Annotated in this window: 13 protein-coding genes; 8 read left to right on the forward strand and 5 right to left on the reverse strand. The window is 69.8% G+C overall.

Going from position 1 to position 14,198, the window contains the following annotated elements; translation table 11 throughout:
• Nucleotides 1-116: 116 nt before the first annotated feature.
• From AB8O64_RS08680 to AB8O64_RS08690, 3 genes are all read right to left on the reverse strand, one after another.
• Complete coding sequence (locus tag AB8O64_RS08680; protein ID WP_370418639.1) at nucleotides 117-4,421, reverse strand: LamG-like jellyroll fold domain-containing protein; 4,305 nt, start codon at nucleotides 4,419-4,421, stop codon at nucleotides 117-119.
• 205 nt (nucleotides 4,422-4,626) lie between these two features.
• Nucleotides 4,627-4,884, reverse strand: coding sequence for a hypothetical protein (locus AB8O64_RS08685; RefSeq protein WP_370418640.1), 258 nt, complete (start codon nucleotides 4,882-4,884; stop codon nucleotides 4,627-4,629).
• Complete coding sequence (locus AB8O64_RS08690; protein WP_370418641.1) at nucleotides 4,863-5,330, reverse strand: ATP-binding protein; 468 nt, start codon at nucleotides 5,328-5,330, stop codon at nucleotides 4,863-4,865. Before AB8O64_RS08690 ends, AB8O64_RS08685 begins: the two co-directional genes overlap by 22 nt.
• Nucleotides 5,331-5,520: 190 nt before the next feature.
• Between AB8O64_RS08690 and AB8O64_RS08695 the strand changes: the two genes are divergently transcribed.
• From AB8O64_RS08695 to tyrS, 6 genes are all read left to right on the forward strand, one after another.
• Complete coding sequence (locus AB8O64_RS08695) at nucleotides 5,521-6,390, forward strand: helix-turn-helix domain-containing protein (protein WP_370418642.1); 870 nt, start codon at nucleotides 5,521-5,523, stop codon at nucleotides 6,388-6,390.
• The gene (locus AB8O64_RS08700) at nucleotides 6,387-6,611 is read left to right on the forward strand and encodes a DUF397 domain-containing protein (RefSeq protein WP_370418643.1); all 225 of its coding nucleotides are present in this window, start codon (nucleotides 6,387-6,389) and stop codon (nucleotides 6,609-6,611) included. The genes AB8O64_RS08695 and AB8O64_RS08700 overlap by 4 nt, the downstream gene beginning before the upstream one ends.
• A gap of 117 nt (nucleotides 6,612-6,728) precedes the next feature.
• Nucleotides 6,729-6,950: a DUF397 domain-containing protein gene (locus tag AB8O64_RS08705; protein ID WP_370418644.1), complete on the forward strand. Its 222-nt coding sequence runs from the start codon at nucleotides 6,729-6,731 to the stop codon at nucleotides 6,948-6,950.
• 170 nt (nucleotides 6,951-7,120) lie between these two features.
• A complete protein-coding gene (locus AB8O64_RS08710; protein ID WP_370418645.1) occupies nucleotides 7,121-8,644 on the forward strand; it encodes a TldD/PmbA family protein in 1,524 nt (507 codons plus the stop codon).
• Complete coding sequence (locus AB8O64_RS08715) at nucleotides 8,641-10,044, forward strand: metallopeptidase TldD-related protein (protein WP_370418646.1); 1,404 nt, start codon at nucleotides 8,641-8,643, stop codon at nucleotides 10,042-10,044. Before AB8O64_RS08710 ends, AB8O64_RS08715 begins: the two co-directional genes overlap by 4 nt.
• A gap of 114 nt (nucleotides 10,045-10,158) precedes the next feature.
• The gene (tyrS, locus tag AB8O64_RS08720; RefSeq protein ID WP_370418647.1) at nucleotides 10,159-11,571 is read left to right on the forward strand and encodes a tyrosine--tRNA ligase; all 1,413 of its coding nucleotides are present in this window, start codon (nucleotides 10,159-10,161) and stop codon (nucleotides 11,569-11,571) included.
• 180 nt (nucleotides 11,572-11,751) lie between these two features.
• Here tyrS and AB8O64_RS08725 read toward each other — a convergent pair whose 3' ends face one another.
• On the reverse strand, nucleotides 11,752-12,033 hold the full coding sequence (locus tag AB8O64_RS08725; RefSeq protein WP_130877142.1) for a GlsB/YeaQ/YmgE family stress response membrane protein: 282 nt from the start codon (nucleotides 12,031-12,033) through the stop codon (nucleotides 11,752-11,754).
• Between the two features lie 221 nt (nucleotides 12,034-12,254).
• Here AB8O64_RS08725 and AB8O64_RS08730 point away from each other — a divergent pair, with 221 nt between their 5' ends.
• Nucleotides 12,255-12,629, forward strand: a complete 375-nt coding sequence (locus AB8O64_RS08730) for a DUF3099 domain-containing protein (protein ID WP_356454652.1) — start codon at nucleotides 12,255-12,257, stop codon at nucleotides 12,627-12,629.
• Between the two features lie 215 nt (nucleotides 12,630-12,844).
• Nucleotides 12,845-13,069: a hypothetical protein gene (locus tag AB8O64_RS08735; protein WP_184730904.1), complete on the forward strand. Its 225-nt coding sequence runs from the start codon at nucleotides 12,845-12,847 to the stop codon at nucleotides 13,067-13,069.
• Between the two features lie 102 nt (nucleotides 13,070-13,171).
• On the opposite strand, the gene moaA is transcribed toward AB8O64_RS08735, so the two are convergent.
• Nucleotides 13,172-14,161, reverse strand: coding sequence for a GTP 3',8-cyclase MoaA (gene moaA / locus AB8O64_RS08740; protein ID WP_370418648.1), 990 nt, complete (start codon nucleotides 14,159-14,161; stop codon nucleotides 13,172-13,174).
• Nucleotides 14,162-14,198 lie beyond the last annotated feature (37 nt).

A 14,198-nucleotide genomic window follows, 5' to 3' on the forward strand; every position in this document is an offset into this window, starting at 1 on the left:
CCCTCGCTGATGCGTCACAGCGCGCCTTTGTGGCACGTGTGGAGCTGCGGAAAGTTCTGCGACTGCGGCTTGAGGGCCGGGGCCCGGGGGTCCTTCTGGCCCCGGGCCCCGGCGGGTCAGCCGTTGGGCACCTGTGTGGGGCGGCCGTTCGTTCCCGCTGCGAGGTCCTTGACCTGCGCCTCGGTCAGGGCTCCTTGGAATGCCCAGACGTCGTCGACCTGACCTGACCAGTACTCACCGGCTGTTCCCTTGACCATGGCCCGGCCGACGTGCAGAGATTTGGTGGCGTTGAAGCTCACCGCGTTGTCGGCCAGGGCGGAACGGTTGGTGCAGGCCGTCCCGTCGTTCTGCACACCGTCAGCGGCGGGACACACGAACTCTTCCAACGCACCGTTGACGTAGAGACGGAGCTCATTGGCGAACCCGTCATAGACCAGGGCCAGATGCTTCCAGCCCTCGACGTCGTCGGACGCGTGGTTTTCCACCGTCGTGACGGTGACGTCCTTCTCTGCGTCCTTGCCCGGCATGGTCACCTGCCAGCTGCCGAGGCCCTCGGTGCTGTTCCCGTCGCCCGGCCCCTTGGAGCCCGGCACGTACCGGACGGTGAACGCGTTCTGGTACTTCCCCTCCGCGCTCATCACCGTCATGGCGCGCCCCGGCTTGTCCGCCACCCGTTGCGCCCACGCGGTCACCGTGAAGCTGCCGCTGGTGTCGACCGGGACACCGTTGGTCGAGGCGGCCGCGTCCACGCCGTTGAGCTTCAGGCTGCCCTGGTCGACGCGCCCGGCGCCGATCGCGGCCTTGCCCGCGAACGTCATGTCGTGGCGTACCGCGCCCTTGTCGGTCAGGGCGTCCGGCGAGACCGCCGGGTTTCCCGACGCGGCGTCGAACTGCCAGCGTCCCTTGACCAGTGCCCGCTGTTTGAAGAGCTGCTGCACCTCGGCCGCGGAGGCGGGGCGGTCGTAGATCCGTACGTCGTCGATCTCGCCGGGGAAGAAGTTCTCCGACTTCCCTCCGTACGCGCCCGCACCGATCTGGAGCTGCCGGTCGGCGTACCAGGGAGTGCTCAGGGGTACGGTTCCGGCTGCTGTGCCGTTGACGTACAGGGTCAGGGTGTCGGCGACGATGTCGCGGACACCGGCCAGGTGGGTCCACTCGCCCCCTTGTGGGGCGGGGCCGGTGCTCTGGACGACCTTGTTGGAGGGGGCGTCGGCGGTGTCCTTGGTGTGCTGGTTGAGCACCCATCTGTCGTGGGTGGGCGAGTAGTAGAGCTCGACGCCGCTGGCGTTGGCTCCGGCCTGGGTGAGGATCACCGAGGTGTGCGTGGGTTTGTTCTTGGGCAGCCGGGCCCAGGCGGAGACCGCGAAGCTGCCCATGGTGTTGAAGTGCGGTGCCTCCACCGTGGCGTAGTCGTCCACGCCGTCCAGCGACAGTGCCTTGCCGTCGGCGCCTTCCGTGCCCGGCTTGGGGCCGCCGTGGAAGACCGCGGGCATCACGTCCGCGTGGCCGGTGACCTCCTTGGCGCCGGCCTCCTCGTCGAGGGGGAAGATCGCGCGGGCGGGCCGGCCGGGGCCGCGGATGTGTTCCTTGGCGTAGAGGCGGGACACTTCGTTCGCGGAGGCCGGCTTGTTGAAGATCTCCAGTTCGTCGATCTGGCCGGGGAAGAAGTCGGTCGGCTTGCCGTTGGCGGCGGCCGCGCCGATCAGCAGTCCTCGGCGGGCGTCCCAGGGGGTCTTGTACTCGGCGGTGGCTTCCAGCTGGCCGTTGACGAACAGCCGCAGCTCGGTGTCCCCGCTGTCATAGATGCCGACCAGGTGGGTCCACTCCCCCGGCTTCGCGCCGCCGGGCTTCTTCTGCATCACCCGCACCGGCAAGGCTCCGACGGTGTCGGAGGCGATCTGGCTGAAGGCCCAGCGGTCGTAGTCCTTGGAGTAGTACAGCTGGAAGCCCGGTGTGTGGTTGCCCGGCTGGGTGGCGACGGCCGCGACCTGGCTGGGTGCCTTCGACAGCTTCACCCAGGCGGAGACCGTGAAGCCGCCCGTGGTGTCCACCACCGGGATGTCGGTGCCCGCGTACCCGTCGGTGCCATTCAGGGAGAGCGCGCTGCCCATCACTCCCGGGGCGCCGGTGGTCGCGCCGCCGTGCAGTTCGGCGGTACGGGCAGGGGTGGAGCCCTGCGCCTGGGTGGCGTCGGAGGCGTCGTCCATCGACCACACCGCGCGTTCCGGCTGGCCGGAGCGGACCTTGTAGCGGTAGGTGTACGGCTCGCTCATGTTGCCCGCGGCGTCCAGGGACTGCACGGTCACGAAGTTCAGCCCCGGTCGGCCCGGCAGGGACTTGATCGCCCGCGCGGCCCCCTCCGACGTGGTGAGGGTGTTCTTCGGCGTCGCATCACCGTTGATGCCGTAGATGTACTTGGTGATGTCCTTGGTGGCCGGGCCCACGGTGAACGTGCCGTACCTGCCGACCCCGTCGAACCACGGGTCCTCGGCGGCCCCCGGTTTCGACTCCGGGTAGTCGGCCGAGGTCATCCTGGGTGCGGGCAGCGTCTTGGGGTCGCGGACGAAGTAGCAGCCGCTGGGTGACCCGGCGTACGACCAGGGGGAATAACCCTGGCGGTCATAGGCGCGTACGTACCAGTTCACGGGCGTGTTGACCGTGATCGTGGAGGGCAGGGTCATGGAGAAGTCCGACCCGGACTTCTTGAACGTCGTCAGCCCCGGTTTCCAGCGGGCGATGGTCCCCTTGCCGTCCCCGGCATCCCATTCGGCCTGGAACTCCACGGCGATGTCGTCACCGTCGGGGTCCTTGACGTCGTTCGCGTAGACCTGGCCGAGGCTGCGGACATGGGCGGACTTCTCCGGGATCTTGCAGGCTCCGCCGTACTCCATCGCCAGCTGGGACATGGCGACCTGGGACGGGGGTTGGTTGTACTGCACCCGCAGATACGCGCGGTCGGAGAACCGCTTCCAGGCATACGGGTCGTCCTCGTCCGAGGCCCTCATGCCGAAGGTCAGCGAGGACCAGGACTTCGATGCCGCTTCCTTGACCAGGTCCAGGACCTTGAACTCGCCGTCACCGCTCGCGCAGCCCTCGAAGCCGTACGCGAAGTCGTACTCGGCCAGCTTCTTGATCCAGAACCCGGAGGCGCTCTGCGAGTCCCAGGTGGTGGAGGAGGAGATGTCCTTCGTCCGCCACAGCTGAACGCCCTTCTTCTCGCACGAGGCCGCCCACGTCTCGGGCACCACGAACTCCGCTGAAAGGATCGTCTTGCCCGCGAACCGCGAGGTCGGGATCTGGTAGAAGAGGCGCTTGGTGTCCTCGGGCTTGCAGTTGCGCCAGTCGCAGTAGCCCATGCCGGCGGTGCTCTCGCCGTTGAACTTCCACTGCGGTGAACTCGACCAGTACCGCGACGCCACCGTCCACGCCGAGGACCGGGGCGAGTACCACTGCGGGTCGATGAACACCGGGTAGACCGTGTCCGCCCCCGTCAGCACCTTCTTGTCCGGCGTCAGCACCAGCTCCTGCCCGCCGGCGGGCACGTCCACGCCGACCGGTGCCAGCTTGCCCGACTCCCCCGGACCCGCCTCCTCGCCCGCACCGCGCGCGGCGGCACTCCGGTCGGAAGCGGCGGTGCGAGCCGCCTTGTTCGCGGGGGCGGGCCCCGGGCTGGAGTCCCACATCATCGGCGTCGGCGCCTCGAACACCGCGCCGCCCGCGCCCTGGTCAACGGCCGTCAGGCTGCCCTGCGCGGTCTCCTGGACCGCGACGCCCTCCGCGTTGATCTTCAGCCGCAGCTGGGCCAGTTCCTGGCTCGCTGCGGCCTTGGCCGACTTCACCACCAGCAACTGGGTGAATCCGTCCACCTGGGCGGCCACCCGTAAGTCGACGTCCGGCAGGACATCGGCGTAGGTGGCGGTGTCGCCGTCCAGGCGAGGGGCCGGGAGCTTGGACGGCCACGACAACGCGAGCTTGCGGCCGGCGCGGTCCAGTTCCACGAGCGGGGCGTCGCCACCGCCGGAGAACTTGATCCCCACGGTCGCGGCGCGCGGTGAGACGGATCCGTCGGCGGCCTTCGCCAGGGAAGTGTCCACCGGCTTCCATGCGCCGTCGACCCGCGCCCGCACCGGGCGCACGTATTCGCGTGCCTCCAACGCACCCTGGGGCGTGGCGACCACGTCCCGGCTCTCCCCGCGCTGCGAGGCAACCTCGACTTCCTTGCCCGAACGCTTCGCCTGCGCCAGCGCCTCCTCTTCGGAGGACACCGCCGACGTGCTGTCCGGTCCATCCCTGTGAGCCCGGGACGGGCCGGGTAACGCTTGATCCGCTGCTGCTTCCGGCACCATTCCCACGGTCAGGGCCAAACCCACTCCGCAAGCGATGGCGCCACCGAATGCGCGCGTGCGCGCACGACGAAACATCCCCCCAGCCCTCCCCAGAGCCGAACGTGAAGACCACGTAAAGGTCTTGAGGAGTGAACGTAGAGTAAAACCGACCATGTGGTCTACAACTTTGGAAGGGGACTTAAGCCTTCATACTCCCCGATAAGACTCACCCCCCGACGTGTCGTAAGCCACATTGATCCGCAATGGGGATCTTGCTACCAAGGTTCGCCACTCGCGGCCCTCAGCCCGGCGAGGAGCCGTCGCGCGGTGAGCAATGGGGCAGGAGCACCAGGTCAGGTCGCCGGTGGGGGCGCGGCGGGCTCGGGGCGTGGCCCTGGGGGGTGTGCCGTCGACGGTCGTCGCTCCTGCGTGCCGCCGCCAGTAGTCGGTCCGACGCGCGTACGAGCCGGAACGCGAGTACGCCCAGGACGGCGGCGGTCGCCGTGAGCAGCGGGCGGATCGGCCTCGCGTCCCGCATCAGCCGTGCCCGCCATCGCATCGAGGCACCCGGCAGCAGATCATCTTGCCGATCGGCGACCAGAACACCCGCCATTCCGGAGCCAGCAGGTCGAGCAGGATCAGCCCGCGCCCGGACTCGGCCTCACCGTCGTCCGGGGCGGCGCCCTTGCGGCTGGGCATGCGCAGTGGTTCCGGGTCGTGGACGTTCACCACCACCCCGGGCGGCATGACGTCCACCTCCACGACGACGGGGACGAAGTCCCCGCACACCCGGACCGCGTTACCCACGAGTTCCGAGACGACGAGCCGGGCGGCTTCTGCGGTCTCCTCGCCGACCCCGAACCTGGTCAGGGTCCTGACCGTCAACTCGCCTACGCGGCGCAGGTGCTCTTCCGTGACGTTGAGGTGGACGGCGAAGCCTCTCGGGCGCGCCCGGCGATAGAAGCCGGGCGTCTGGAACGCGGTGACATCGGCCATGGCACGCATGGCGCCTCCTGCCTGCGGCGTGAGCCGCGTGGGTTGGTTCTGCGTGGTGCAGCACGCAATGGAGGTGGGTGCCATGACACTCCCGCACGGCGGGGCACTTTCAGATAAGTCTGCAAACTTGTCACCCAAATTGATGGCGGGGCTTTTCGTTCCATCAACGTGCAGCGGCGGTGCCTGTGAGACTCCCGTCATGCCAAACGTGCGCCCTGTTCCGACTGTCCGCCGCCGACGACTCGGGGAGGCTCTGCGCCGGTATCGCAATGCGGCCGGCCTGACGCTCGACACAGCCGCTGAGGCGCTGGGATGGGTCGGCCCGAAGCTCTCCAGAATCGAGACGGCCAACGGCCACATCCGACCGTCCGACGTGTCCGCGCTGCTCGCCTTGTACGGGGTCGACGACCCGGAAGTGGCTTCGGCTCTGGAGGCACTGGCCCGGGACGCCCGTAAGCAGGGGTGGTGGCAGACCTACAGCGGCATCGTGTCTCCGACGTACGCGGATTACATTTCCCTGGAATCCGATGCGGGCAGTGTGCGGGAGTTCGCTCCCCTGCTGGTCCCGGGCCTGTTGCAGACCGCCGCCTACGCCCGCGAGACCATCGCCGCCCATGCCATCACCCGGACACCGGAGGAAGTGGCGGCACTCGCGGAGGTGCGTCAGGCTCGCCAGGCCGTTCTGACCCGCACCACCGGACCGTTGAAGGTGTGGGCCGTCATCCACGAGGCGGTGCTGCATCAGCGGTTCGCCGCCCGCCCCGACACCATGCGTGCGCAGCTTCGGCGCCTGCTCGACGTATCCGATATGCCCAACGTGACGCTCCAGATCATGCCGCTGGACGCCGCTCCGCACCCGGGCGGTGTGGGCGGCTTCAGCCTGGTCGGTTTCCCCGGGCCCATGCCCGACGTCGTGCTGCTGGAGAATCTGTTGGGGTCGGCCTACGTTGAAGGAGTCGACGAGGTGCACACCTTCGCCGATGCCTTCGAGCGGATCGTCGCGAACGCGCTACCGATGGACGACTCGCTCGCCCTGATCGCACGGATGGAAGAGGGAAGCCGCAAGTGAACCCCGACCGTAAGGCGGAGCCGTACTCCTTGGACCTCTCGGCTGCCATGTGGCGCAAGTCGTCCGCCAGCGGGGGAGAAGGCAACTGCGTCGAAGTCGCCGACCTGGCAGACGGATCCGTCGCGATACGCGACTCCAAGGACACCCACAGACCCCCCCTCCGCTTCAGCGCCCCCGAGTGGGCGGCGTTCCGCCAAGGCCTCATATCCGGCGATATCTGACCCGGCCACCGCCCACCCGCACACCTTCGCCGATGCCTTCGAGCGGATCGTCGCAAGCGCGCTACCGATCGAGGACTCACTCGCACGGATCGCCGAGATGGAAGAAGGTCACAGGCAGTGAACGACCGGAAGCCGGAGCTCCACACCTACGACCTGTCCGGCGCCGCTTGGCGCAAGTCGTCTGCCAGCGGGGCTGAACACAACTGCGTCGAAGTCGCCGACCTGGCAGACGGATCCGTCGCGATACGCGACTCCAAAGACACCCACAGAACCCCCCTCCGCTTCAGCGCCCCCGAGTGGGCGGCGTTCCGCCAAGGCCTCGTATCCGGCGATATCTGACCCGGCCACCGCCCACCCGCACACGGCCACCGCACCCCGCTCGCGCGGGCGCGGCGGCCGTCGTCGGGTGCGCGCCGACACTCCCGCCCGCGCCCGCGTCAGCACAAACGCGCTGCGCGCGGCCGCCGACGGACGGCATGATTCTCGTCGACGACCATCGGGAGGACCCTGTGCCCCATTCCATCGACGCATCATTTCTCGCGTTGCCCCTGCGCCCACTGGCCGACGCCGCACTCGCGCGCGCCCGCGCGCTGGGCGCCGAGCACGCGGACTTCCGCTTCGAGCGGGTGCGCACCGCCTCCTGGCGGCTGCGTGACGCCCGTCCCGCCGGTACGTCCGACGACACCGACCTGGGCTACGCGGTACGGGTGGTGCACGGCGGGACCTGGGGGTTCGCCTCGGGCGTGGATCTGACGATGGATGCCGCGGCCCGAGTGGCGAGCCAGGCCGTCGCGATGGCGAAGCTGTCGGCGAAGGTGATCGCGGCGGCGGGCTCCGACGAGCGGGTGGAGCTGGCGCACGAGCCGGTGCACGAGGAGCGGACCTGGGTCTCCTCGTACGAGATCAACCCCTTTGACGTGCCGGACGCGGACAAGAGCGAACTGCTCGCCGAGTGGAGTGCGCGGCTGCTGGCGGCGGACGGTGTGGCCCACGCCGACGCGACGCTGATGACCGTGCAGGAGAACAAGTTCTACGCGGACTCGGCCGGGACGACGACCACCCAGCAGCGGGTACGGCTGCACCCGCAGCTGACGGCGGTGGCCGTGGACCCGACGACGGGCGAGTTCGACTCGATGCGCACCATCGCGCCGCCGGTGGGCCGGGGCTGGGAGTACCTGACGGGCACCGGCTGGAACTGGGACGCCGAGCTGGCCGAGATGCCGTCGCTGCTGGCGGAGAAGATGCGCGCGCCGAGCGTGCGGGCGGGCTCCTACGACCTGGTGGTGGACCCCTCCAATCTGTGGCTGACGATCCACGAGTCGATCGGTCACGCCACCGAACTGGACCGGGCGCTGGGCTACGAGGCGGCGTACGCGGGCACCTCGTTCGCGACCTTCGACCAGCTGGGCACGCTCAAGTACGGCTCGAAGATCATGAACGTGACCGGTGACCGGACCGTCGAGCACGGCCTCGCGACCATCGGCTACGACGACGAGGGCGTGGCCGCGCAGTCCTGGGACCTGGTCAAGGACGGCGTCCTCACGGGGTATCAGCTGGACCGGCGGATCGCGAAGCTCACGGGTTTCGAGCGTTCCAACGGGTGCGCGTTCGCCGACTCGCCCTCGCACGTGCCCGTGCAGCGCATGGCGAACGTATCGCTGCGGCCCGCGCCGGACGGCCCGTCGACGCAGGAGCTGATCTCCGGCGTCGAGAACGGGATCTATGTCGTCGGGGACCGGTCGTGGTCGATCGACATGCAGCGCTACAACTTCCAATTCACGGGGCAGCGCTTCTTCAAGATCGAGAACGGTCGGCTGGCCGGACAGCTGCGCGATGTCGCGTACCAGGCGACGACGACGGACTTCTGGGGCTCGATGGCTGCCGTGGGCGGTCCGCAGACCTATGTCCTGGGCGGCGCGTTCAACTGCGGAAAGGCCCAGCCCGGGCAGATCGCGGCGGTCTCGCACGGCTGCCCCTCCGCCCTCTTCCAGGGCGTCAACATTCTGAATACGACACAGGAGGCCGGTCGATGAGCCCTCGTCAGAACAAGCCGCACGAGATCGTCGAGCGCGCCCTGGAGCTGTCCCGCACCGACGGCTGCGTCGTGATCGCGTCCGAGCGGTCCACCGCCAATCTCCGCTGGGCGGCCAACGCGCTCACCACCAACGGCGTCACCCGGGGCCGCAGCGTCACCGTGATCGCGACCGTCGACGGCACCGAGGGCACGGCCTCGGGCGTCGTGTCCAGCTCGGCCGTCACGGCCGCCGAGCTGGAGCCGCTGGTACGGGCCGCCGAGGCCGCCGCCCGGGACGCGGGGCCGGCCGAGGACGCCCAGCCGCTGGTCACCGGCGTACCGCACTCCCCCGCCTTCACCGAGGCGCCCGCCGAGACCTCCTCGGCGGTCTTCGACGACTTCGCCCCGGCGCTCGGCGAGTCCTTCGCCCGTGCCCGCTCCGAGGCCCGCGAGCTCTACGGCTTCGCCCACCACGAGGTCGTCTCCAGCTACGTGGGCACGTCCGCCGGGCTGCGGCTCCGCCATGACCAGCCCACCGGCACCCTGGAGGTGAACGCCAAGTCCCCGGACCGCTCGCGCTCCGCGTGGGCCGGCCGCGCCACCCGGGACTTCCGTGACGTGGACCCGGCGGCGCTGGACGCCGAGCTGGCGCGGCGGCTCGCCTGGGCCGAGCGGCGGGTGGAGCTGCCCGCCGGGCGGTACGAGACCCTGCTGCCGCCGACGGCCGTGGCCGATCTGCTGGTCTACCAGCAGTGGTCGGCGGCGGCGCGGGACGCGGCGGAGGGCCGTACGGTCTTCTCCCGGGCCGGCGGGGGCACCCGGGTCGGCGAGAAGCTGTCGGGCCTGCCCCTGACGCTGCGCAGTGATCCGCGGGAGCCGGGGCTGGAGTGCGCGCCGTTCGTGCTCGCGAGCAGCTCGGGCGACGACGCGTCGGTCTTCGACAACGGTCTGCCGCTGGAGGCCACGGACTGGATCCGGGACGGTGTGCTGGAGCACCTGCTCACCACCCGCCACAGCGCCGGGCTGACGGATCTGCCGGTCACGCCGTTCATCGACAATCTGGTCCTGGACGCGGGCGGCACCCGTTCGCTGGAGGAGATGGTCGCGGCGAGCGGGCACGACGGGCCGGCCCTGCTGCTGACCTGCCTGTGGTACATCCGCGAGGTCGACCCGGCGTCCCTGCTGCTGACCGGGCTGACCCGGGACGGGGTGTATCTGGTGGAGAAGGGCGAGGTCACCGCCGAGGTCAACAACTTCCGCTTCAACGAGTCCCCGGTGAGCCTGCTCGGCCGGGCCACCGAGGCGGGGCGCACCGAGCCGACGCTGCCGCGCGAGTGGGGCGACTACTTCACCCGGGCGGCGATGCCCGCGCTGCGGATCCCGGACTTCAACATGAGCTCCGTTAGCCAGGGGGTGTGACCGCGAGGGCGCGGGGCCGGTCCGGACGGACCCGAATAGACTGGCCCCCGTCCTTTCAACGATTCCTTCCCTTCTCTCCTTTCCCTGTCAGTCCCCTCGATCCTCAGGAACGTCATGACACGCCTCGGCGAATCCGTCGCCCGCGCCAGCGAGATCCTCGCGCAGGACCTCTCCTCCGACCAGACCGTCCAGCGGCTGCTCACGGAGACGGGCTCGCGGCGCTATCTCGACCTGACGGATCTGTCGGCACAGGAGCAGGCCGAGCTGATCGCCGCCCGTGCCGTCGAGGTGCTGCCGGGCGTGGAGAAGCTGACCCAGCGCATCGAGGAGCGCCGGGCGGCGGGCAAGGGCCTGCACATCAAGCTGGGCATCGACCCGACGGCCGCCGATGTGCACCTCGGGCACACCGTGCCGATGATCGTCCTGAGCCGCTTCCAGCGCATGGGGCACGACGTCACGCTGCTCATCGGTGACTTCACCGCCAAGATCGGTGACCCGACGGGCCGTACGGCGGAGCGTCCGCCGCTGACCGACGACGACATCGCGGCGAACCTGGCGGGCTACCGCGAGCAGGTGCGGCCGTTCTTCGACTTCGAGAAGGTCCGCTTCCGGCAGAACAGCGAGTGGCTGGCGCCGTACACCTTCCCCGAGCTGCTCGGGCTGATGGCCCAGGTGCCGGTCTCGCAGCTGCTGCAGCGCGAGGACTTCCGCACCCGGCTGGCCGCCGGCTCCGGGCTGACCATGTCGGAGCTGCTCTACCCGATCGCGCAGGGCCTCGACTCGGTCGCGCTGGACTGCGACGTCGAGCTGGGCGGCGCCGACCAGCTGCTCAATCTGCAGATGGGCCGCAAGCTCATGGAGCTGCGCGGCCAGACGCCGCAGCTCGTCGTCACGATGCCGCTGATCGAGGGCACGGACGGCACGGGCGCGAAGATGTCCAAGTCCAAGGGCAACTACGTCGGGCTGAGCGCGCCCGCCGACGATGTCTTCGGCAAGATCATGTCGGTGCCGGACCGGCTGATGGAGCCGTACCTGCGGGCGTGGACGGAGTGGACGGACGCCGAGATCGCGGCGGCCACCCGCCGGATCGAGGAGAAGTCGCTGCACCCGATGGACCTCAAGAAGGTCCTCGCGGGTGAGGTCGTGGCGGCGCTGTACGGCGTCGAGGCGGCGATGGCGGCGCGTGCCGGGTTCGTCGCGCAGTTCTCGAAGAAGAGCTTCACCGACGTCGAGACGCTGCCGGTGGTGGAGCTGGCGGAGCACGGCGCGGAGGCCGCGACGACCGTGCTCAGCAAGGTGCTGGAGTTCCAGCCCAGCGCCTCGGCGGCCCGTCGGGTCGCCAAGCAGAACGGGCTGCGGCTGATCGTGGAGTCCGCCGCCGGCCAGGAGGCCGTCGTGCTCGCCGAGGCCGAGGCCATTCGCCCGCTGGGCGAGGTGGTCACGGAGACGCTGGCGAAGCTGGGCGCCTCGGGCGCCGAGGTGACGGTGTACCTCAAGGCTGGGCGGAAGATCGCCGAGCTGCGCTAGCCCTTCCGGCGGATCGTGGGGTGCACCACCGCTGCGCGGTGGTGTCCTCAATCGCCGGACGGGCTGGTTCTGGCTGGCCTCAGCCGATGGCAGCCCGTCCAAAAGACAGACCGTGGGCGGCCGTGCGGCGCACGGCCGCCCTCGGCATTCCCCGCCTGGACCCGCTCGGGGCCCGCCCGCTCAGGCGGCGCGTCGGCCGCCTCCGCCGCGCATCCCGACCCACAACCGGTCGCCGACCGCGACGACGATCACCGCGCCGAGGAGTTGCAGCAGGTGTCGGCCCCAGTCGACGCCCTTGGTCTCGTTGATGCCCAGTCCGGTGGCCGCCCAGTTGCCGAGGACGCTGCCGATCATGCCGAAGATGACCGTCAGCCAGAGCGGGATCTGCTGTTTGCCCGGCAGGATCGCCTTGGCGATCAGGCCCAGGACCAGACCGACGATGATGGCCCACAACCAGCTCATGTCGCCTCCTTCGAAGCGCGATGTGGCGTGCTCCGCCATTCTGGGGCCGCCACCCGTACGGCGCACGTCGGAGCCGCCTGTACGGCGTATGGCGGCGACGGTGGTGGGCGGGGCGCGCGATGGGCGGGTACCCGCTCTCGTCGCGCGGGTGGCCGCGGCGTAACGTTGAAGAGGTCCTGGACACGGGGGCCGTCGGCACAGTGGGCGGATGGTGGAACATGATGCGGAAGCACGGTGGTACGGCGGTATTCCGGATCACCGGGGCTCGGCAGGGTCTCGCGGAGGACGTGCGCGGCCGGCAGCGTCGGTATGTGATCTCGATGCTCATCCGCACCCTCTCCGTGATACTCACCGTGGTGCTGTGGAATATCGAGCGCCATGTGGCCATCGGAACGCTGATCCTGGGCGCGGTGCTGCCCTATGTGGCCGTGGTGATCGCCAACGCGGGCCGGGAGAACGCCCCTTCGCTGCCCGGAACGTTCGTTCCGGCGCCGACCCGCCCGGTGCTGATGTCAGGTCCGACACACCGCACTGCGGAATCCGCTCCGGAAGCAAAACCTTCCGGGCGGGCTGATCAAGGCCGTGACCACGGCTGATACGGCGGGCCCGAAAAACAGTCCGCCGGGTCGTCTGCAAAGCTCAAGAAAAGCTCAGATCAATCATGTGGTTCGGTGCCCTATGACAGGCACCCCGTGACATACTTCGTAAGCGCTCCGCATCCCCCGTCGGAGCGACAGACCGACGCCGGGCGGCTCCCCCCGTGGCTGCCCGGCGTCGCCATGTCCGGCCGGGCTTGATTACAGTCTGGGGGGTGAACTCCCCTGATACTGCCGTGATCTGCTCCGCCAAGGGCTGCCGTGCCGCAGCGGTGTGGGTGCTGGCGTGGAACAACCCCAAGCTGCACACCCCCGAGCGACGCAAGACCTGGCTCGCCTGCGAGGAACACCGCGAACATCTGTCCAACTTTCTGGATCTGCGCGGTTTTCTCAAAGACGTGGTCACGCTGGAGGAGTGGGAGGCTTCCCCTCACCATTAGTCCGACCGATAAATCCGCACCCGCCGATAAGCCCATCTTTGGCCCGGCAATTACCAGCCGATATTCCGCCGCCCCGGGCAGCGATCGGCGGGTGCGGCGGCCCTAGCCCCCGATCGCCGACATCGGGCGCTGCGGCTGGAGGAAGGCGGGGTCGTCCAGGCCCGAGCCGGCCTTTTTGGTCGTGGTCGCCAGTCGCCACAGCCGGGCGATCTCCGCGTCCGGGGCCCCGGAGCGCAGGGCTCCGCGCAGATCCGACTCCTCGCGTGCGAACAGGCACGTACGGATCTGGCCGTCGGCGGTCAGCCGGGTGCGGTCGCAGGCCGCGCAGAACGGGCGGGTGACGGAGGCGATGACACCGACGCGGGCCGGGCCTCCGTCGACGATCCATCGCTCGGCGGGGGCGGCACCGCGCTCGTCCTCGGCCTCGGGGGTGAGGTCGAAGCGGGTGCGCAGGCTGGTCAGGATGGCCTGGGCGGTGATCATCCCGTCGCGCTTCCAGCCGTGCTGGGCGTCGAGCGGCATCTGCTCGATGAAGCGCAGTTCGTAGTCGTGCTCGACGGCCCAGGCCAGCAGGTCGGGCGCCTCGTCGTCGTTGAGGCCGGGCATCAGGACGGCGTTGACCTTGACCGGGGTGAGGCCGGCGGCGTGGGCGGCGGCGAGGCCGTCCAGCACGTCCTGGTGGCGCTTGCGCCGGGTCAGGGTCGCGAAGACCTCGGGGCGCAGCGTGTCGAGGGAGACGTTGACGCGGTCCAGCCCCGCCGCCTTGAGTGCCGCGGCGGTGCGCCCGAGGCCGATGCCGTTGGTCGTCAGGGACAGCCGGGGGCGCGGGGTGAGCGCCGCGCAGCGCTCGACGAGGCCGACGAGGCCGGGGCGGAGCAGGGGCTCGCCGCCGGTGAAGCGGACTTCGGTGACGCCGAGGTCGGTGACGGCGATGCGGACGAGGCGGACGATCTCGTCATCGGTGAGCAGGTCCGGCTTGGCGAGCCACTGCAGCCCCTCTTCGGGCATGCAGTAGGTGCAGCGCAGATTGCACCGGTCGGTCAGGGAGACGCGCAGGTCCGTGGCCACGCGACCGTAGGTGTCGATGAGCACGGCAGGGCCCCTCCCGGGACTGGAACGGTAGTTCGTT

This window comes from Streptomyces sp. QH1-20, from assembly GCF_041283565.1.
Lineage (GTDB): Bacteria > Actinomycetota > Actinomycetes > Streptomycetales > Streptomycetaceae > Streptomyces > Streptomyces syringius.